Here is a 19,957-nt window from a genome sequence, read left to right on the forward strand (position 1 = left end):
CGCGTGTTTAGCGGGGTTTTAGTGAATTTTCTGCGTTTTAGTGGGGTTTAGAACGGAACTGGCGGAGAGTGGGGGATTCTCTGCCTGATCGCTACACAGCACCCACGCCCTTCCGAAGCTACGGGCTGGCAGGCTGCCGAGCGCTGAAAGAGCGATCTATCGTGCTGCTACTCCCACCGATAAATGGTGCGTGCCTATCAATGTGAAATAGAGCATGCGCATTAGGAACAGACACCAATCCAACTCCCGAGAGGGGCGACATATCGTTCTACTACTGCCGCTGATAGATCGCTCCTTCAATGCTTCTGCCCTACTCCAGGGCTTCACCCTCAACACAATACGCACGCCATCTCCCGTCACAGAAATTTAGAGCTTGACACCCGCTATGGTGGTGTAGTGTAGTACAACACTATGAATGACACCTGAGCTCTAGCTGGTTACTTCCGCAGCGTAAGCATTGAGAAATCCGGAGAGTTGCCGCGCAACTCGCTCGAAAGGAATATCGGAAACCCAAGATGGACCTTGAGTGGAATGACAGTCAGCCGATCTACCGCCAGCTTCGCGATCGCGTCGTCGCTATGATCCTCGACGGCGTACTCGGAGAAGGCGATCCGTTACCCTCAGTGCGAAATGTCGCGGCAGAACATCGCGTCAATCCGCTGACGGTTATGAAGAGCTATCAACAGCTCTCCGACGAACAACTGGTCGAGAAGAAGCGAGGTCTGGGTATGTTCGTTCGAACCGGCGCGCATAATCTGCTGCTCACAGCCGAGCGGCGGAAGTTTCTCGACGAACAGTGGCCCGGCATCCACGCCACCATTCAGCGGCTCGGCCTGACCCCGAAAGAGCTGCTCGATTCTGCCGCAAACCACCGGTCGAAGACCAAAACCGCAGGACAGGAGGAGTAACGATCATGGCATGCATAGAAGCTCGCGGCCTGCGCAAGGTCTTCGGAAAAACCGTCGCCCTGGACAGCGTCGACTTGAGTGTGGAAGAGGGCCGTATTCTCGGGCTCATCGGCCCCAACGGCGCCGGCAAAACCACAGCGCTCAATGCGATTCTCGGCCTCACGCCCTACGAGGGATCGCTGAAGGTGCTTGGCCGCGATCCCTGGAAGGAGCGCGACCTGCTCATGCGCGATGTCTGCTTCATCGCCGACGTCGCCGTCCTGCCGCGCTGGATAAAGGTATCGCAGGCACTCGACTACGTCGCCGGCGTGCATCCTCGATTCGACCGCGCCAAAGCAGAGGCCTTTCTTGCCAGGACCAACATCGGCCGCACCAGCAAGGTCAGAAAACTGTCGAAGGGTATGGTCGCGCAACTGCACCTCGCTCTGGTCATGGCCATCGATGCAAAGCTGCTTGTGCTCGACGAGCCGACGCTCGGCCTCGACATCCTCTATCGCAAACAGTTCTACGATTCCCTGCTGAACGACTACTTCGACCGCAGCCGCACCATCGTCGTGACCACCCATCAGGTGGAAGAGATCCAGCATGTGCTCACGGATCTTATGTTCATCAACCACGGCCGGATCGTTCTCAACTGCAGCATGGAAGAGTTTGAGTCGCGCTACTTCGAAGTGGCAGTCCTTCCCGAGCACGTAGCCGCAGCGCGGTCGCTCCAGCCACTCTACGAACGACAGGTCTTCGGACGCAGCGTTCTGTTGTTCGATCGTGTGGACCGAGCCCAACTCGCCGCGCTGGGCGACGTGCACACACCCAGCATCGCTGATTTATTCGTTGCCGTCATGACAGAACCTTTCGTCGCAACACCAGGAGCGGGCAGATGAATCCTCAAGAGAATGTAGTCCCCGAGTCTCACTTCGAACCGCGGGAAATCGCCCCCGTGGCTATGTTGGCCACCCGGCCCATGTATTGGTCCGTGCGCCGTGAAATCTGGGAAAACCAATCGATCTATGTCGCACCCTTGGCCGTCGCTGGCGTCATTCTGTTCAGCTTCCTGGTCGCTATCATCAATGCTCATAAGCATGCCGCGATGGGGGTAACCCCGGTCCAGGAGTACATAGCCATCGAGGTGGCGTGCTTCATCGCTGCGTTTCTTCTGCTCCTTACTGCACTCATCATTGGGGCCTTCTACTGTCTTGACGCGTTGCACGGGGAACGCCGCGATCGCAGCATCCTGTTTTGGAAATCTCTGCCGGTCTCCGATCTCACGACCGTACTCTCGAAAGCCAGCATTCCTCTGATCGTTCTGCCGCTGCTTACCTTTGCGATCATCCTTGTCACCCAGCTGCTCATCCTGCTGATCGGCACCATCGGCCTGCTAATGAAAGGTGATAGTGTGGCGGGACTATGGGCAGGATTCCCCCTTTTGGGGATGCCTCTGGAACTGCTGTACGCTCTGGCCGCGATTGCGCTCTGGCATGCACCCATCTATGGATGGCTGCTGCTGGTCTCCAGCTGGGCGCGGCGCACCCCTCTTCTATGGGCTGTATTGCCGCTGCTGGCCATCAGCATCTTTGAGAAGATTGCGTTTCACACGGGGTATTTCGCTTACCTCCTGCAATACCGCGTGACCGGCGTGTTAACGCGGGCTTTTTTCGCCCAGCAGCATCCCGGTAGCCCTCTAGGCAGTTCCCTGATACCTATCGCTCCGTGGAAGTTTCTGAGCACGCCGGACCTCTGGATCGGCCTGGCAGTAGCCGCAGTATTCTTCGCTGCCGCCATACGCCTGCGCCGCTACCGCGACCCACTCTAACCCTCAAACCACTGATTCAAATACTCTTACAAAGAAAAACGATGCCCCTGAATTCATGAAATCAGGGGCATCGTCAGTGCAAAAAGCAGCGTTTACTGCAAAGTCCAACAGCGTGCACTACCGCAACACAGTGTTGATTCGGGGCGGCAGCACCATCCCAAACGACCCCATCCAGTGCGATAAACCACCTGCCAGCTCATTGCCTTTCACCACCGAAGCCATCCGGATCGGCCCAACGCCCTGCGCTCCGTCCACCGCCTCGCGCAGCTTGCGTGCTAGGGCTAGATCGAAGCCCTCGCTAACCCACACGCGATCGTCCACGACCGACAGAAATACATCGCCTTCGTGCGTCGAGTAGACCCTCTCGGTCTCATCCTTCTCGTCTTCCTTGCGGCGTTTCAACCCGTCATACTGCCGCGGAAGCTCCTCCTCAAACACCGTAAAGAAACTGCGTGCCGAGTCTGAATTTTTCCATCGAGAACTGTACAGCAGCGCCAGCGATGCCGTCGTCTGCTTCTCCGCCTCGGTAGCGTTCTTGCGCTGCGCCGCGTAATAGACGCCGCCATTCCAGTTCGGAGCCAGCGCCACTGCCAGCGGCCTGCCGCCAAACAGCTCCGCTGTAATCCGCACATCGAGTTCGCCCATCACACCCACGTCATACGGCGCATATCCCGCCTGTTCTAGCAATGGATGAATGTCCGGCAACCGCATCACCGGCACCGGCGCGTGTGCCAGATATTTATCCGGGTGCATGATCTCGAAGCTCGAGCTAGGCGGGTTGTCGAGCACACCGGCAAATGCCCGCTCCGTGCTGGTCTTCGTCAATATCTCCTGCTCAAACCCCAGCCCCTCCGAGTACGGAAACAGCAGGGACTGCTGCAGGAGCAGCGGGGCTCTTGCCAGTACAGGCGAATCGCTCATATCGCCGGCGCCGGCACGAAGCTTGTCGCCCATCTCCGGCATGTCCTTCAGGGTCTTGCCGGGAAACCCATTGGTCTGCAGAGCATAATCGGCAAAACTCACCATCGCCTGCCCCTCGAGCACGGCCTCACGAGCAGTGTCTGCCTCATCGGTCTGGATGTGCTTGTTGTCCTCGGCCACATCCTTGGCAACGCCGTCCTGCTCCTGGTTCTCCCACTTCGAGAGATTTACGCGCTGGTCCTGCAGAGCATGCGTTAGTTCGTGCGCCATCACAGGCTCTTGCTGGTCCATCGGGAGCCAGTCAAGAAGGTTCATGGTCTGAGTCTTGTTGTCATAGAAACCGGCAATCTGTTCCGTCAGCAGGCTCAACAGAAAGGGACGCAGGTGAAAATCCCGGTCCAGCAGCCCGAACTTTTTCAGCACCAGTTCGCTGCTCTCCATGCGCTTGGTATCTTTGTCTTCGTCGAACTTCTTGCGCAGAAACTTGTTGACCGCCTCGCGGGAGGTAAACGTGCTTTTGATGGGCCGCTTGATCTCAAGCCCGGTATCTTTACTGACAAATTGAAAGGTCTCGTCGAGCTTCGCCAGCAGTTGCCTCTCCTGCGCTTTCGTCAGGTGCGAGTCAACAGTGATGCTGGTCTGCCCCGACTCCAATTGCGGAGGCGTCACACCGCTCTGTGTCGCAGGCACAGGCTTTCCAGGGGCAGGAGCCGCTTTATCGGGCGTGGTTCCCTGCGACCATGACGGGGACGCCGCACTCAACACCACAATCGCCGTAAAAACCCAAAAAGCCCGCCGTAAGCTCAAACTGCCTCCATAAAGTGCTGCCTATTCAAGTGTACCCATGCTTTGGACGCCAAGGCAGGGTCTGTGTCATCTGATCCAGAGAGAGAGGCCTGTGAACTCTGATGAGTGTCATGCCCCGCCCGTTGTGTGAAATCATTGAGAGGCACGAAATACCATGGCTAATAACACCCAGCACGAACTCGACCAGATCCGCGAAAACGCCGCCTTCGCCCCCCTCAACGACCGAGCCTTCCTCCGGATTACGGGCTCAGACGCGACACGCTGGCTCAACGGCATGGTGACAAACTCCATCCAGTCACTAGCCCCCGGCGAAGGTAACTACAACTTTCTGCTGAATGCGCAAGGCCGCATCCAGGGCGATTGCACCATCTACCGCGATGGCGATGAGTTCCTCCTAGAGACCTCGGCCAATCAAGTAGAGGCCATCCAGAGACATCTGGACCACTTCATCATCATGGACGACGTTGAGCTCTCTCCTGACTACACGGAAAAGCAAGGCTTGTTGCTCCTCGGCCCCAAAGCCTCCACAATCCTCTCCGAGCTGGGCCTGCCGACGCTCGATCCACTGCGTCTCATCCATGTCGAAAGCACCCACGGTTCCGTTTTACTGATCACCCCTTCCGTTGGTTCCGTTGCTCGCTACGAGCTATGGGCCGATGCAGCAGCCATCGCGAGTCTGCGCGACGCTGCCGCCGGAACAACCGAAGTTTCCGCTATCGCGCTGGAGCACCTCCGGCTGCTCGACGCCACCCCACGCTTCGGACAGGACATCCGCGACCGCGATCTACCGCAGGAAACCGCCCAGACTCACGCACTGCACTTCAGCAAGGGCTGCTATCTCGGCCAGGAGATCGTCGAGCGCATTCGTTCGCGTGGGCAGGTGCATCGCACCTTCACGGCCTTCCGGCTGACGCCAGATACCGAACCTGCGGGATCAGAAGCTCTGCCAACCCTGCCCGCACCGCTGGAAGCCAACGGCAAAGCCGTCGGCGAGCTCACCAGCGCTGCACTCATCCCTCTACCAGAAGGCCCAACCCTCTTCGCGCTCGGCTACGTCCGCCGCGAGGCACTGGAGACTCACCAGCCCCTCACCTATTCTGGCGGCAGCGTTACGCGCAGCTCCTAGCTCGAAACTCGTCATAAACGCGCTTTCTTACCTTCATCCGCTCGGGCAGCAATCGCAACCGCCGTCCGACGCATCCAATACCATCGAGAACAACATGGCCGAAATCAAAGAGTTTGTCGTCAACGACCGTCGCAAGTTCACCGCTGAAGGGGACCTTCGCCCCGATGCCCCTCCCTCCGAGCCCAAACCTGCTCGTCCTGAAACCTTAGAACCAAAACCCCCACCACCAGACGCCTACGAGTCATCGGCCCGGCTGACTGGCCCGCAGGTTGTCCCCGACAAACCTGCTGCCGTGGCAGACTCCTCAGAAGACCAGAATGACGCCCTATCCGACGAACTACCGCCAGGGCCGACCGCCGAGCAGAGCGAGCAGGCCGCGCGTGCTTATGACGCCACCGTCGAGCGCCTGGACACCGCCATTCGCGCTACCAATCCGGGTATGGATCGCCTGCCCGAGATGAGCTTCGACCGTCTCGTGCAATCCATCTATATGCAGGCGATCATCCAACTCGGCGGCACTGCCGAAGCCGGCCAGACGCCACAGGTCGACCTACTCGGCGCTCGCCAGTCCATCGACATGCTCGCTGTCATCGCCGAAAAGACCAACGGCAATCTCTCCGAAGCTGAAGACAAGCTGGTGCAATCGGCGATCTTCGAGATGCGCATGGGCTTCCTCGAGATTACGCAGGCGCTCTCTCGCCAGGCCGCAGCCAGACAAGGCGCAGCGCCCGGAACCGGCGCACCGGCAAACGGTCCGAGCATCGTTCGTTAGGCCCATGCAAGCAACGCTCACATTCCTTGGGAGTGGTACGTCGATGGGCGTGCCCACGCTCGGCTGCGGTTGCGATGTCTGCACCTCGGCTGCGCTTCCGGGCTCGCCCAATCGTCGCACGCGACCTTCGGTCATGGTCAGTTATGGCGGCCACAACGTCTTGATTGACACCGGCCCGGACTTCCACGCGCAGGCCATCCGCGAAGGCATCCACAGCGTCGACGCCGTGCTCTATACGCATAGCCACGCCGATCACATCCTCGGCATGGACGACCTGCGCCCCTTGAGCTTCGGCAAGCCCGAAGGTATCGCACTCTATGCGGATGACTTTACGGCTCAGGTCATCGAACGTGTCTTCGAGTACACTTTCCGCAAAGTCGATCGCTACCCTACGAGCGCACGGGTCCAGATTCATCGCCTCGATACCGCTGCCGGTACGGCCGTCGACCTGTTCGGCGCGAAGTTTGTCCGCGTGCCCGTCACGCATGGGCGCAACACCATCGCCGGCTACCGCTTCGGCTCCGCAGCGTATCTGACGGACATGAGCGACATCCCGCCCGAGAGCCTTCCGCTGCTCGAAGGGCTCGACATCCTTGTGCTCGACGCTCTGCGGCGTGAGCCGCACCCCAGTCACTCCCATCTTGCACGGTCCATCGAATTGGTTGAAAAGATCGCACCTAAGCGTGCATTCTTCACGCACATCAGCCATGACCTGGACCACGAAACCACTAACGCCTCGCTGCCCGCTCACATTCGTCTCGCGCATGACGGCCTCCAACTAGACTTCGAGATACCTGGGATTCAGAGGACCGCCTGATGCAGATCGTTCATTCACTCTCTGAACTCAACTCGTTCCCCTCGCCCTCGGTCGTTACCATCGGCAACTTCGACGGCGTCCACTGCGGCCATCGCATGGTGATCGCCTCTGTCATCGCACGGGCCCGCGAGATTGGCGCACGCGCCACAATCGTTACCTTCGATCCGCACCCGGCACACGTACTGCACGACGGCCCGCGATTACCCCTCATCACGCCGCTGGCCGAGAAGCTGGAGCTCCTCTCCAAAACCGGCATCGATCTCGCACTGGTGCTTCCATTCACCGACGATCTACGCCAATGGACGGCTCTGCAGTTCGCCGAACACGTCCTGCGCGACGGTCTGCATGCAGCGGAGGTTCATGAAGGAGAAACCTTCCGCTTCGGCCATCGCGCAGAGGCAGGTATCGACAGCCTCTCCCAGATAGGCCGCCAACTCGGCTTCCAGGTTCGCGCCTATGAGCCCTATATTCTGCGCGGTGCCCCCGTGTCCTCCAGTCGCATCCGCACACTGGTAGCCGCTGGAACGCTCGATCAAGCACGAGCACTGCTAGGCCGCTCCTTCAGCGTGCGCAGCACACCGGCTTCGGGTCGCGGCTACGGCACTCGCTACACCGTCCCGACGATCAATCTCGCTCCCTACGGAGACCTGCTGCCCGCACACGGCGTTTACATCAGCACGCTGCGCGTCGGCACAGGCGAACACGCACGAACCTTCCGCGGAGTCACCAACTCCGGCAATCGACCGACCTTTGGCGCTGACTCCTTTGCCGTGGAGACGCATCTTCTGGACTTTGAGCCGATTGCGTTGGACGAAACCACTCCGCTCGAACTCACGTTTCTGCACCGGTTGCGCGGAGAGCAGCGGTTCCCCACGCCTGAAGCGCTTCGCACTCAGATTGGGCTGGATGTCCGGCGCGCACAACGCTACTTCGCGCTATGCGACACACTTCGCGTCACCCTCAGCTAGAGCTGTTGCGACTATCTTGGCCTTGCGGCCGAAGGGAACTTTGAGGATAGCTTCGCGGTCGGCGGAGTCACCGGCTTGGCAGGAGCATCGTCGTCCGGTGTGGCATTTGAGGGCGGCGAAGCCGGCGCGGGTTTCGGCTTGTCGCTGTCGTCATCCGTATCCGTGTCATCGTCATGAGGCACAGGCTTCGGAGCCGCCTGTTCTACGCTCGCTGGAGCTACCGGCACATCGAGCTGCTTCTTGGGGGCGTGGAGCTTCGAGAACTGCTCGTTGGGCTTACCTGCGACCGCGACCTTCATGAAGTCCATCCACATCGGCAGAGCGGCTTTTGCACCGGTTTCTTTGTCTCCCAGCGTCTGCTGGTTGTCGAAGCCAATCCATGTTCCGCAGGTTACCGAGGGAGAGAATCCGATGAACCATGCATCGGTGTAACTATTCGTCGTTCCGGTCTTGCCCCCAAAAGCGTGTTTCATACTGGAAGCGGCTGCGGCTGTACCGTGCTGCACCACCGCCTGCAACAGAAGCATCATCTCGCGGGCGATGTCGAGCGAAATGACCTCTTTGACCTGGGGCGTCTTCTGCTCAATCGGCAACCCATCCGCCTGCGACACCTTGCGAATGTAGTGTGGAGCTATACGAATGCCATCGTTGGGGAAGACGCTGTACGAGGCAACCTGCTCCTCCAGGGTAATACCGGCTGAACCGATTGCCACCGGCAGGAACGCTGGGATGTTGCTCGTAACGCCGAAACGGTGCGTTACCTCGATGACCTTCTTGATGCCGACACGGTCGGCGAGCTTCAACGCGGGGATATTGCGAGACTCAGCGAAGGCGTCGATTAGGGTCATGGTTCCCCTGAAGTTGGCTTCGTAGTTGTGCGGCGTGTAGGGTCCGTTCGGCGTGAAGAAGCTCGTCGGGCCGTCAACGATGGTGTCGTAGGGCTTCGCACCGGCTTCAAAGGCTGCCGTATACACATACGGCTTAAAGGAAGACCCCACCTGGCGTTGCGACTGGGTGGCACGGTTGAACTGAGAGATGGCGAAATCGCGGCCGCCGACCATCGCCAGCACCTCGCCGTTCGAATTGTCCATCGCCATCATCGAAGCCTGCGCGCCGCTGTCCTGTTCGAGCACTACATGCGGAACTGCGCCCTTTGGAGCAAGGACCTTCACGTACACGATGTCGCCGACCTTGGCGAGGTCGGTCGCCTTGAAGTGCGTCGTCCAGGCCCAGTCCGTCGGCGTCATCGTCTCCAACTGCTGACCGATCTTCACGACCATCTTGGTCGCGGCAACGTCGGTTACCAGCGCGTGGAAGTAGGCTCCGTCGACGAGCGGCTGCGTCCAATCGGGATGCCTGTAGGAATCGGGGTCCGTGCCGGAGTCCAGCACATTCTGCAGACGTCCCTTCCAGCCATGACGCCGCTCATAGGCGGCAGTGCCGTCCAGAACAGCCTTTTCAGCCACATGCTGCAGATCCAGATCGAGCGTTGTATCTACACGCAGACCTGCGCCATGCACCTCGTCTACGCCATATTCGGCCTCAAGCTGGCGCCGCACCTCTTCCACAAAATAGGGGGCCTCGATGTTGGCCGGGGCTTCGAGATGCAGCCCGAGCGGCTCGGCCTTGGCGGCTTCGGCTTCGGCTGCAGTGATCTTGTGGTCGTTGAACATCTCGGACAGCACAAGATTGCGGCGCTTCAGAGCCCTCTCGGGAAAACGCACCGGAGAGTATGACTCCGGCCCCTTCGGCAAAGCCGCCAAGAGAGCCGCTTCAGACAGGGTGAGATCGCGAACGTGCTTGCTGAAGTAGTACTCCGAGCCGGCCTCAAATCCGTACGTTCCACGGCCGAGGTAAATCTGATTCGCATAGAGCGCGAAGATCTGCGACTTGGTGAAGTGGCGCTCGATCTGCAGTGTCAGGAAGATCTCTTGAACCTTGCGTCCGTAGGTCTTTTCGGAGGAGAGAAACAGGTTGCGCGCGAGCTGCATCGTCAGCGTCGAAGCGCCTTGCGACCGTCGGCTGGCGTGCATATCGTGCCAAGCAGCGCCGACCACTCGAATCAGATTGATGCCGCTGTTGTTCTCGAAGTCCTTGTCTTCAATGGACAAGATGGCGTTGCGCAGTACGGGAGGAAACTCCGAGTACGGCACGACGACACGGCGCTCCAGCGCGAACGAGCCGAAGACCTTACCGTGGATGTCGTAGAGCTCCGTCGTGGTGCTGGGGCGGTAGCGCTCCAGGTCGGCCATCTGCGGCAGGTTGATCGAATAGACCAGCAGCAGACCGACCATCACACCGAAGACCGCAGAGGCGCCCAGCAGAAGGAGGAATGCGGCGCGGGGTGCGACCCGTCGGCTTCTCCCTTCTGGCTCGCGGAACGGGAAAGTCCTCATCGCACGCCAGAGCGCGGAGCGGTCGTCTTTACGACGCGCAGCTCCTCCTGACGGCTTTGATGGTTCCTTGTCTTCGTGGCTCAACAGGCTAGGCACAGCAGTTCCACCTTACCATGCAGAGCCTTGTGATTAGGCAGGTTTTGCCTTCAACATGTCGAGCGCCTTGGTGAGTTGGTCATCGACGACAGCCGCGGAATGCTTCGCCGGGGGGGGATTCTTTGCCGCAGCCGCGGTATCGTCTGCGTCATCATCCTGCTCATCCAGGTTGGAGGCTACGAGCGTGCCCGGGGTAACCGCATCGTCCTCGAACTTTTTGCCGGATGGCGAGGCATATTTGGCGACGGTAAGGATCAGCGCAGCGCCGTCGGGCAGGTCGAAGGTCTTCTGCTGTGCGCCTTCGCCAAAGGTCTTCTCGCCGACGAGGTCACCGCGGTTATTGTCGGCTATCGCTCCGGCCACCAGTTCCGCCGGACCGGAGGTTCCGCGGTTTACCAGCACTACAAGCGGAGCTGTTGTGTTGATCGACTTGGAGGCATCAGCGCTAAAGGTCTGCTTCGGGAACTTCTGCCCTTCAAGGCTGGCAATCGTTCCGGACTTGAGGAAGAAGTTGGCCAGACGCGTAGCTTCGGCCATGTCGCCGGCAGAGACATCGCGCAGGTCCAGCAGGATCTTCTTGTTGCCGGCCTTGTTCATGGATTTCAGCTTGGATTCGATCTGCTGCACGTGCTCGTGGTCGATCACCATCGGCTTGAGCGAGAGGATGGAGGAGTTCTCGTACATCGTCTCGGCGACTGGAGGCTCGGAGACAACAGCGCGGTTGAGCTTGAGCTTCTCCGGGTCGACCTTGCGCGGGCGAATGACCGCAATCTGGAGCTCGCTGCCCGGAGCGCCTTCCAAGAGGAGCTGGATCATTGCCAGCGAGAGATCGCGCGTGTCCTGGTTGCCGATGGCCTCAATGATGTCGCCGTCGTTCAGGTTCGCCTTGTCCGCCGGGCTGCCAGGAACGATCGAGATGATCGTCGCATAGCCATAGCGCTTGGAGACGTTCAGCCCGACCTGCGCCTTGCCGCCCTTGTCTTCCTTGTAGGCCTTGTAATCCGCCGGCGTCAGATAGCTGGAGTCCGCATCGAGCGATTCCAGCAAGCCGCGCAGAGCCCCACTCGTGACCGCAGGAATGTTGGGGTCGACTACGTAATCGTTCTGTACGTGCTGCAGCACTTCGCCGTAGACGTTGATCTGGCGGTAAGCGCCTTCCTGGGCCTGGTCGGCGGCGGCGCGAACACCATGAGCATTGACACCGAGAAAGATGCACAGGACAACGAGAACGGATGCGGCTAGAAGCGAAATCTTGACGCTCTTGGGCATATTCGGAAATCCCCCTCCCAAGGGGGCAGGCACAGCTATCAAAGGTGAGACGCTCTGAGGAAGGTTAAAGTTAGGCCTTCCCCAATAGCTGAATGATACCTTGACTCCAAAGAAGTTGCGCTGCCAGCCCCTCAAAGGGCAAGGCAAATGGTGGCGGTGAGAGGAATCGAACCTCTGACCTACGGGTTATGAGTCCGTCGCTCTAACCATCTGAGCTACACCGCCGGTGGGAGACTGTATCAAGCGGCGGGTGCCGCGACGACAGCCGCAGTTCTCATCATAGATTTCGTAACTTCACAGGTCAAACTTTGCCGTATTAACGGCTCTAAAGGGGACGCCATTTGGGAGCGATCGATCTGTTGGGGTATGACGTAAAACCAGCTTTTTGCCCTAAGGGTTAGCTAAAATAAGATCGTGCGAATATCGCACGATAAGGCTCCTTTCTTTGCTCGCATGGACGCATAAACTATTGAAACGCGATGCTTCTGGCGTCTACCGCTATCATGAGTGAATTCCAACATAAACTCGACGGATTGCTTCACGTTCTGACCCTCACCGCAGTCATATTGGGGGTGATTCTGGTGGTTGTTCTTGGGGTGGCGATCTATCTCTATCGCAGGAATCTGAAAAAGGAGTTACTACCCTGACGACCACGGCGTCACCGTCTGAAACACCCTATGGGCGCGTTGTTGGCGTCATCCCCGCAAGGCTGGCCTCCACGCGGCTGCCCAACAAGGTGCTGCGCGAGGTCGCGGGAGAGCCGCTGCTGGCGTGGGTCTATCGCGCGGCAAAAGCGTGCCCGGACTTTGCCGAGGTGGTCATCGCCGCCGATTCGCCGGAGGTGCAGACGCTCTGCCAGGAACGCGGCTGGCCCTGCGTGATGACCTCGCCGGAGTTGCCGAGCGGGACGGACAGACTCTTTGCCGTCTCCCGCACCGTCGAGGCGGATATCTATGTCAATGTGCAAGGTGATGAGCCGCTGCTCCGCCCCGAGCACATCGCGGACATCCTGTCTCCGTTTGCGATGCCGCATGTCGATGTGACGACGCTGAAGGTGCTTTGCACAGCAGAAAATCTAAACAATCCGAACGCGGTCAAAGTGGTGACCGCGCGCGACGGCCGCGCCCTCTACTTCTCGCGGGCGACGATTCCCTTCGATCGCGACAATACCGGCTGCGTAAAGGTTTGGAAGCATCTCGGCCTTTACGCATACCGTCGTGCGGCACTCGAACGCTTTGCCTCGCTGGCGCAGGGAGAGCTGGAACAGGCCGAACGGCTGGAGCAGTTGCGTCTGCTGGAAAACGGCCTCGCGCTTTATGTCGCCGCAACTGAGCACGACACAGTTGGGGTCGATACCGAAGACGACCTGCGGAGGGTCGAGATGATTCTCATCGCGAACCCAACAGTTTAGAGAAGCTTCTAATTTTGTTCCTGCGGAGAGCTGGGCCACCGGCCGGCAAACACCATTTCACAAGCCGCACTCACTCCAAGATGAGCCTGATCCGATTTAGGCACTCCTGGACCGGCGGAAGTGTCTCCGGGCAGCGTGTCTGGCGAAGGTCCACTGCCGGACCGGGCCCACGTCCACGTGAACAAACTGGCTCTGCGGATAGTAGCCGACGCCACCCGCTCCGACCGACAGCGCGGCGTCTCTCACGAGCGTTGCCGAGACACCAGGCACGCGGATGTCGATCGCCTTTCCCTGGATGTGCTGCGAGTATTTGGCGGCGTTCGTGGTTCTGCTTTCGCGCAACATATCGTTGGTCTCCTCCGACCGATAGCCGGAGAGGATGTCGACTATGCCATCGGGTCTACCAAGCTTCGCAAGCACGGTGTGGAGCACATCGAACGTACGCGGATCGAATCTACTTACTTCCTGGTTGTGGCTATCTCGCAGGAAGTCGCTGAGTTTGTCGATCGCTTCGGGGATGTAGGTATCGCCTATGCGGTAGACCACGTCGATCACTTCGTCTGTATGGGGGTGAGCGAGCTTCACCTCGTACTTCTGGCCTTCGGTCGGGTGATCGTCTTCGTCTATGGGCAGCAGGCCCTCGCCGGGAAGAGTGGCGTTCACAAAAGCATGGGCCATGGCCCGGAGCCTGATGTGCGGGTGGGCAGCAGATTTGCGGGCGCTGGCCGAAGATACCCCTATGCCGAACAGAGCGGCCATCAAGAGAACAAAAAGGTTACGGAGGGAGACAAGCTTCCGAGGGGACATTCGCAAATGCGTTGGCAAAGTGGCAGAACTCCGTAGTTAAGTTCGCGGCGATAACGTTTGGGGATGCCCCCTCGTCGCGCGCGTTTATCCATCCCCTGGCGAAATACAAAGTGCTCGGATAAGCATACATGCAAGAAGCTGGCTGGCGGTTATGGGGATCGCAATAGAAGTTGAGTATTATCTGCGGTCAACCGCTACTTTACAGCTTGACAGAGCGCATCGAAGTCTCCTCTGGAACCTTTACGCAGGGTTCCGGAGGCACTTCCCGGCGAAAGATTCCAAATCACTTTCAGGCGATCTCCGACACGAGCACCGTTCAATGTCGTTGAACCTCCACTGGCCATCGGCATCAATGAGATGGTGTCGCCATTCACACCACCCACATTCACATTTCCCATGCGGTATGTGTACCTTGAGAGAACCCCGCCGTGGCAAGTGATGACGGAACCAGTAGTATGCGTCAGCCAGCCCGAAACCTGCATGTGCATTTCCAACAGCATCGCGGTGTCCACCTGGCCTTCCGCCGGGGTGGCAAGAGTCCGATCCATCGAGTCCTGAAGGGTAACCGTGCCAGTCCAGGTGCCCGTGAGGCTGTTCTTATCCAGAGCAGTCCACGCCCACCGACTGGTTGCCATGCGGTAAACGTATGGGGCACCAAACAGCAGAAAAGGAAACGCCACGAAAAGGATGAGAATGAACCATGCTCCCTTGGACATCGGAGCTAAAGCTGCTTATGAAGCCATACAGTTCTCCAATGGATATTATTTGCGCTGGGCTCGCACCTCAAGGCCAGCACGGAATCGATTCTTGATTTCAGCGGCCAAAGACTGCAGGCTCTTCCCTTCGCCATTCAAGCTCATCTTAACTTTATGCTCCGGTCTGCTTTCCTTTCGCCTGTTCTTTAAGCATTTACATACTTATAGCCATTTTTTGTAACAAAAAAATGCACTGCTATTTCAGACACTTATATAGAAGGCCATAAAATAGGCTCATCTTTGTACATTTCGGGCAAGGAAGGCATTGATCGCATTGGCGGCCTGGAACATACCGTCTCTGGCGGAATATCCATTTCCAACAGAGATCTCCAGCCCCGACGACGTGAGTAGCGCCATTTCTTTGTTCTGATCACGGCCTGCTTTAACTACTGCTTGCTCCAGGGAGCTTAACGGATAGGAGTGGGTGCGCTTGTAATAAAAGGACCGCTCCTCAAGGGTGAATGTTTGCGATGCGCTGGACAGCGTAATCGTCCCACGATAAGCAAAAGTATCAAGCGTAAAAAACAACCCAATCAGCAATAACAGTATGCAGATCCAAGAAAATTTTCCTTTTCGGTTATACGATACAACCGTCATAAAAATCACAAACAATGTGCCCAAAGAGAGGAGTGTTGCCCCAAGATAATCCAGCGGAAAATGTACTTGTAAACTACCGGGTGAATTTTGTACTACCCGTACTGTGCCCATAATATTTATGGGCATTCCTATAACTCCACATATATAACGTTATTTCAGAAATTTATAGACCGTAGGTAGACAGCGCTGCTACCAGAAGCAGCGGAAGCAGAACGGAACGATTCTGTCTCACCCCAATGATCATCATCTTTGCGGTCCTCGCGCTCTGGCCTGGAGATACTTTTCGCACATTCGCTCTTTCGGTCATAGCCCTCTAATCCCCTACCTGACGCGAGCTCATTCGGTTCACATTAATCGGGAAAATGCTCGAAACATTTACCTGGATAGGCTTTCATCCGACGCTGTCCCGTCCGTCGATCCCGTCTTCTCGTTCGGCGGCGTGTACTCCTCGAGAAACCGATCAATCGTTTTTGCAGCCTCGTCTTGACCTACAGCACTATCCAGCGCGTAAATCACGACTGGCTTATCGGAGTGCTTCAGCACCACATAGAGTTGATATGTCGTATTTGCCTGGTTGAGTCGAGCCGCAACGACATCGCCCAAAGGGGCCTCGGTGTGGTCCGTGATCCCATACCAATGCGTCCGATCCGCTGTAAATGTGCCGTTGCCCTTGTCAAACACCATGCGCCCATGGGGTACAGAAAGAAGCACAAAGAAAAGTCCCATGAAAACCAGGGGGGCTTTTGACAGAGATTTTTGCCCTGCCTTCTGCGCTTGATAACCGTTACGCACAGCAAAGCCGAAACACAAGAACGCTATGATGAGAAAGACGTAGCCAACGTGCGCCACCACGATCAACTGGTCCGCGGATGTACGACTTACCTGATATGTCTTGAAGAAATTCATCCGTTCGATGCCCCTAGGATATAGCCTTGCCCTTCCAGAGCTGGATAGATTGTCTTGCGAACTATTTCAGCGTCTGTATGAGGTTGGCATAGTCCTGCTTCGTCCCGCGGTGAAAAGTCCCCTGGAACTGTAAATCGTCGGGGTCAGGTTGAGACAAGGTAAGGACATTGTTCGCATAATGCCCTTTGAACCGATCTACCAGATGCGGATTACTCACCAGATAAACCGAGGCGTGACCATCGTCACTCAGCCAGAATTGTTTGATGCTGATGTCGCGAGCTGTCGTTTCTCCCTGAATAAAGAGCTTGCCGGGTCCACCGTATTGATTTTCGAATCTATCCGTCACATCCAGGTTGAAGTAGAGCACCGCATGCGTATGCGGCCCGGGCGTATCCCCCATGGTCTTGGAATCATAGCCGCCGGTGATGTCGAGGGTGCCGAGCCATTCTCCTTTTGGTGTGTCGCTGTAGGAAAGCTTGCCGCCAAAGAGCAGGGTTCTCACAGGTGCCCATAAGACGATCGCCACCAGAACCACCACTACCCATCCAATCTTCGATCGCAATTTGACGTTCTCCTTCCAACCGCCACTAGGTCACCCAGGCGGGGCCCAGGTCTTAGATCATTCCCGCAGAAGTGGGTGCCCCTATAGAAGGCGGAATGCTGCTTAGGTGATTGTCCAGCCATAGTGTGTTCGAGATGGTTCGCAAATGCACTAGCAGATCTTCCACCAGTCTATAGAATGGCGATTCTGATGCAGAGACCTCATCTGATATAGTCATCTCCCTTTGTTGTCAGCGCGCGCTACTCAGGTTTTGAACGAGAGATTGCAGCGTCACGTCATCGCCGCGCTTCAACGAGCCGCTAATTCTATACGTCGTACCATCAGAGAATTCGTTGTTTCCAAAATCATCGAATTTCAGTACAAAGTCTGGAAAGCTACGATTCCATCGCCCAATGATCGTCTCGTCAGCTCCACCAGCCAGCAACTGCGTAGAGCTCCGGCGTTTTCTAAACGCCCAACCGTCAGCTAAATCAGAGATACCAAAAGTATGCCGCACGCCGTCAGCGTCGATGAGTACAGCAGTGGACTCGGTACGATCAAGAAATGAAAACCAAACCGGTGACAATTTCACTCGCATGACGGCAGTCCCTTGCGATTCCGTGTTGTCCTCCAGGTTACCCTTCGGAACACTTTTCGTGATCGAGACTATGCCCATCCAGTCGCCATACATACTGTCAGACGCTCTTACTGCACGTATCCGCGGAACTAGAGTACATAACGCAAAGAACGCAATGACCCCAGCCACAAACAGCAACTTTGATCCCATGCCACCACCGACAGCGCGAAAACCCGCCAAAATTCTTTGCCACATGATTTGCTCCAGTCCAACTTTCACACACCATGCTCTTTACGGAGATTAACCTATCTTCAGAGAAAACGTGTGACTCTGTATGTGCCGGGGTTGGCCCCGGTCTTAGATCATTCCCGCAGAACCAGCACACAATATTGCTTGTCCTCTATCGGACCGTCAGCGCAAGTCAGAGACAAGCCGCTGATACTCTTCAATAGTTCCGCGATGCAGGTTAGCCGTGAAATTCACCTCTTCCGGTCCATCATTAAGAAGGGTAATTTTGTCTGGATTAAAGGTGCATTCATTCAGCCTTGCATCGACAAGGCCTGGAGCGAGGAACGTCGTATTTACCCTGGGATCTGGTGTATGTAGCCTGAATCCAACGATTCGAAGAGATATAGGCTTGGGTTGTCCAGCCACCGTAATCTCGCCAGGACCGCTATACTCATCCATAAATGCGTCCGTACTCTCAAGTTTGAAGTGGATCACGGCCTTCTTCGCTGGCGCTCTATCCTCACCTGGGCCTACGGGGTACGTCACGTCCATCGTCCCGACCCATTCCCCAGCGGCCCCCCTTACTGAAGACTCGTCCGCCAAACAGCAACACACGTACTGGCTGCCACACCACCCAGCCAATGACGATAGCAGCAATCAACGTAAGAACAGGACGGCGAGTTAAGGACATAGTGAAGTCTCCAGGTAGTTCCCTGTGATCAATTCGATTCAAGCCACATGCGCCTGTCCGCAATGGAGCTTTGAGATACCTCCCTTGCATCATCCATCATGGTGTTATGGTCGTCCTTCACGGTTATCCTTCAGTTTGCGCTCGAACTCTCGCCCTTGTTCGAGCATCTTTTCGGCCCCAAGGTCCTGAGTATGGGGCGCTGAAGTGGAGGGAGCATCGGTGGAAGATCTCGGTACGCGCGCACGAAGTCCATCATTAATGGCTTCCACTACCGCATACTGACTTGGCTTGAACATGGAAATAGTCCCGAGAGGGAGTACCACTCCTCCCCCTTTGAGAGCTAACGCAATGCGTGGCCCCGTGCGATCATAGTCAATGATGGCGTGTTCGATGCTCCCTGTTGCCATTGTGCGGGTTCTGGAAAAGCCAAGCAGAAAACGGTTTGTGGAAACGGCCGTCCCCGCATCCCAATCGATATCCAGAGTATTGGTCCAGCCAAAGGTGAACAGGAGAATCAGGATTCCGGTAAGTGGAATCAGGTAGAACAAATTACGAATATTTCGCGCGCTGACCGGTAAAAGCCATGCGATAGTCGCAGATGCGATGATTTCAAATACGACAAAAATATAAGTCCCCGACCAGAAAAACATCTCTGGATTGGAGACCACCAAGTAATGGCTCGAATTGGTGACAATTTGAAGATCAGGCCCCATAGCACTTCCTATATGTTGGAATTCACGCCATAAGCGGCGGCGTTCTGTGTCATGGCGACTTCATGACCCTCAGTAGCGCCAGCTTCCACAGACGCGGGCTTCACTGCAGCTTTGGCGGCTGTATCCTTGGTAAATACGGGACACGATACCTATTACCCCGCCTCAAGCTTGACCTCTATCGGACTATCAGCGTAAGTCGGAGACAAGCCGTTGATACTCTTCAACTGTGCCGCGGTGCAGATTAGCTGTGAAATTAGCGCCTTGTGACTCATCACTAAACAACGTTATTTTATCGCCCGTGAATGCGCATTCACTCAGTCCTGTATCGAGAAAGCCGGGAGCGATGAACGCCGTACTCACCCTAGAATCTGGCGTATGCAGCCTGAATGCCCCAATACGAAATTGAATTGCCTTAGGTTGCCCGGCAATCGTCAACTCACCCGGCCCACCATACTCGTCCATGAAGCTGTCGGTAACGCCAAGTTTGAAGTGAATAACTGCTCGTCTTGCAGGTGGTTTCTCTATTGCTGGCTGCACAGGATAGACCACCTCCATCGTGCCCACCCATTCCCCCGCCGCGCCCTTGCTGAAGACTCGTCCGCCAAACAGCAACGCACGCACCGGCTGCCACACAACCCAGCCAATGACGATGGCAGCAATCAACGTAAGAACAGGACGACGAGTTAAGGACATAGTGAAGCCTCCAGGTAGTTCCCTGTAATCCATTCGATTCAAGCCACATGCGCCTGTTCGCAATGGAGCTTTGAGATATCTCCCTTGCATCATTCATCATGGCCTTAGACCGTCTTTCGCAAGCTCAAGATCCAACAGTCGACTAAAT

The 19,957-nt window shown here is 56.9% G+C and carries 22 protein-coding genes and 1 tRNA gene; 9 read left to right on the forward strand and 14 right to left on the reverse strand.

What is annotated here, in order from left to right:
• Positions 1 to 515: 515 nt before the first annotated feature.
• Genes GSQ91_RS00565 through GSQ91_RS00575 form a run of 3 tightly spaced genes read left to right on the forward strand, consistent with a single transcriptional unit; the run spans position 516 to position 2,718 of the window.
• Positions 516 to 908, forward strand: a complete 393-nt coding sequence (locus GSQ91_RS00565; RefSeq protein ID WP_158819307.1) for a GntR family transcriptional regulator — start codon at positions 516 to 518, stop codon at positions 906 to 908.
• A gap of 5 nt (positions 909 to 913) precedes the next feature.
• On the forward strand, positions 914 to 1,789 hold the full coding sequence (locus GSQ91_RS00570; protein WP_174240626.1) for an ABC transporter ATP-binding protein: 876 nt from the start codon (positions 914 to 916) through the stop codon (positions 1,787 to 1,789).
• Positions 1,786 to 2,718: an ABC transporter permease gene (locus tag GSQ91_RS00575; protein WP_158819308.1), complete on the forward strand. Its 933-nt coding sequence runs from the start codon at positions 1,786 to 1,788 to the stop codon at positions 2,716 to 2,718. The genes GSQ91_RS00570 and GSQ91_RS00575 overlap by 4 nt, the downstream gene beginning before the upstream one ends.
• A 117-nt stretch (positions 2,719 to 2,835) precedes the next feature.
• Here the strand turns inward: GSQ91_RS00575 and GSQ91_RS00580 are convergent, their stop codons facing one another.
• On the reverse strand, positions 2,836 to 4,446 hold the full coding sequence (locus GSQ91_RS00580; protein WP_158819309.1) for a hypothetical protein: 1,611 nt from the start codon (positions 4,444 to 4,446) through the stop codon (positions 2,836 to 2,838).
• A gap of 154 nt (positions 4,447 to 4,600) precedes the next feature.
• Here GSQ91_RS00580 and GSQ91_RS00585 point away from each other — a divergent pair, with 154 nt between their 5' ends.
• From GSQ91_RS00585 to GSQ91_RS00600, 4 genes are all read left to right on the forward strand, one after another.
• Positions 4,601 to 5,572, forward strand: coding sequence for a folate-binding protein YgfZ (locus tag GSQ91_RS00585; RefSeq protein WP_158819310.1), 972 nt, complete (start codon positions 4,601 to 4,603; stop codon positions 5,570 to 5,572).
• Between the two features lie 94 nt (positions 5,573 to 5,666).
• Positions 5,667 to 6,344: a DUF1844 domain-containing protein gene (locus tag GSQ91_RS00590; protein ID WP_158819311.1), complete on the forward strand. Its 678-nt coding sequence runs from the start codon at positions 5,667 to 5,669 to the stop codon at positions 6,342 to 6,344.
• 4 nt (positions 6,345 to 6,348) lie between these two features.
• The gene (locus tag GSQ91_RS00595) at positions 6,349 to 7,161 is read left to right on the forward strand and encodes an MBL fold metallo-hydrolase (protein ID WP_158819312.1); all 813 of its coding nucleotides are present in this window, start codon (positions 6,349 to 6,351) and stop codon (positions 7,159 to 7,161) included.
• Entirely contained in the window at positions 7,161 to 8,129 is a 969-nt protein-coding gene (locus GSQ91_RS00600) for a bifunctional riboflavin kinase/FMN adenylyltransferase (RefSeq protein WP_158819313.1), read from the forward strand. The genes GSQ91_RS00595 and GSQ91_RS00600 overlap by 1 nt, the downstream gene beginning before the upstream one ends.
• Positions 8,130 to 8,140: 11 nt before the next feature.
• Here the strand turns inward: GSQ91_RS00600 and GSQ91_RS00605 are convergent, their stop codons facing one another.
• The 3 genes from GSQ91_RS00605 to GSQ91_RS00615 form a co-directional block, all read right to left on the reverse strand.
• Positions 8,141 to 10,621, reverse strand: coding sequence for a penicillin-binding protein 1A (locus tag GSQ91_RS00605; RefSeq protein ID WP_158819314.1), 2,481 nt, complete (start codon positions 10,619 to 10,621; stop codon positions 8,141 to 8,143).
• Between the two features lie 33 nt (positions 10,622 to 10,654).
• Positions 10,655 to 11,890, reverse strand: a complete 1,236-nt coding sequence (locus tag GSQ91_RS00610; protein WP_158819315.1) for a S41 family peptidase — start codon at positions 11,888 to 11,890, stop codon at positions 10,655 to 10,657.
• Positions 11,891 to 12,038: 148 nt separating this feature from the next.
• Positions 12,039 to 12,115 (reverse strand) — tRNA-Met (locus tag GSQ91_RS00615).
• A gap of 278 nt (positions 12,116 to 12,393) precedes the next feature.
• On the opposite strand from GSQ91_RS00615, the gene GSQ91_RS00620 reads away from it, so the two are divergent.
• Positions 12,394 to 12,537 (forward strand): hypothetical protein, encoded by a 144-nt coding sequence (locus GSQ91_RS00620; RefSeq protein ID WP_158819316.1) that lies wholly within the window; start codon positions 12,394 to 12,396, stop codon positions 12,535 to 12,537.
• Entirely contained in the window at positions 12,534 to 13,301 is a 768-nt protein-coding gene (gene kdsB / locus GSQ91_RS00625) for a 3-deoxy-manno-octulosonate cytidylyltransferase (protein WP_158819489.1), read from the forward strand. The genes GSQ91_RS00620 and kdsB overlap by 4 nt, the downstream gene beginning before the upstream one ends.
• Before the next feature lie 96 nt (positions 13,302 to 13,397).
• Here the strand turns inward: kdsB and GSQ91_RS00630 are convergent, their stop codons facing one another.
• The 10 genes from GSQ91_RS00630 to GSQ91_RS00675 form a co-directional block, all read right to left on the reverse strand.
• The gene (locus GSQ91_RS00630; RefSeq protein WP_158819317.1) at positions 13,398 to 13,979 is read right to left on the reverse strand and encodes a DUF882 domain-containing protein; all 582 of its coding nucleotides are present in this window, start codon (positions 13,977 to 13,979) and stop codon (positions 13,398 to 13,400) included.
• A gap of 323 nt (positions 13,980 to 14,302) precedes the next feature.
• Complete coding sequence (locus tag GSQ91_RS00635) at positions 14,303 to 14,743, reverse strand: hypothetical protein (RefSeq protein WP_158819318.1); 441 nt, start codon at positions 14,741 to 14,743, stop codon at positions 14,303 to 14,305.
• A gap of 354 nt (positions 14,744 to 15,097) precedes the next feature.
• Positions 15,098 to 15,586, reverse strand: coding sequence for a hypothetical protein (locus GSQ91_RS00640; RefSeq protein ID WP_158819319.1), 489 nt, complete (start codon positions 15,584 to 15,586; stop codon positions 15,098 to 15,100).
• A 249-nt stretch (positions 15,587 to 15,835) separates the two neighbouring features.
• Complete coding sequence (locus GSQ91_RS00645) at positions 15,836 to 16,366, reverse strand: hypothetical protein (RefSeq protein WP_158819320.1); 531 nt, start codon at positions 16,364 to 16,366, stop codon at positions 15,836 to 15,838.
• A 61-nt stretch (positions 16,367 to 16,427) separates the two neighbouring features.
• Complete coding sequence (locus GSQ91_RS00650) at positions 16,428 to 16,928, reverse strand: hypothetical protein (protein ID WP_158819321.1); 501 nt, start codon at positions 16,926 to 16,928, stop codon at positions 16,428 to 16,430.
• 229 nt (positions 16,929 to 17,157) lie between these two features.
• A complete protein-coding gene (locus GSQ91_RS00655; RefSeq protein WP_254064295.1) occupies positions 17,158 to 17,763 on the reverse strand; it encodes a hypothetical protein in 606 nt (201 codons plus the stop codon).
• A gap of 132 nt (positions 17,764 to 17,895) precedes the next feature.
• Positions 17,896 to 18,207, reverse strand: coding sequence for a hypothetical protein (locus tag GSQ91_RS00660; protein WP_158819322.1), 312 nt, complete (start codon positions 18,205 to 18,207; stop codon positions 17,896 to 17,898).
• A gap of 25 nt (positions 18,208 to 18,232) precedes the next feature.
• Positions 18,233 to 18,403 carry a hypothetical protein gene (locus GSQ91_RS00665; RefSeq protein WP_158819323.1) on the reverse strand — a complete coding sequence of 57 codons (171 nt, stop codon included), beginning with the start codon at positions 18,401 to 18,403 and terminating at the stop codon, positions 18,233 to 18,235.
• Positions 18,404 to 18,507: 104 nt separating this feature from the next.
• Complete coding sequence (locus tag GSQ91_RS00670; RefSeq protein ID WP_158819324.1) at positions 18,508 to 19,116, reverse strand: hypothetical protein; 609 nt, start codon at positions 19,114 to 19,116, stop codon at positions 18,508 to 18,510.
• A gap of 186 nt (positions 19,117 to 19,302) precedes the next feature.
• The gene (locus tag GSQ91_RS00675; RefSeq protein ID WP_158819325.1) at positions 19,303 to 19,809 is read right to left on the reverse strand and encodes a hypothetical protein; all 507 of its coding nucleotides are present in this window, start codon (positions 19,807 to 19,809) and stop codon (positions 19,303 to 19,305) included.
• Positions 19,810 to 19,957 lie beyond the last annotated feature (148 nt).

Origin of the sequence: Granulicella sp. S156, assembly GCF_009766105.1 — a bacterium.
Classification (GTDB): Bacteria; Acidobacteriota; Terriglobia; order Terriglobales; family Acidobacteriaceae; genus Granulicella.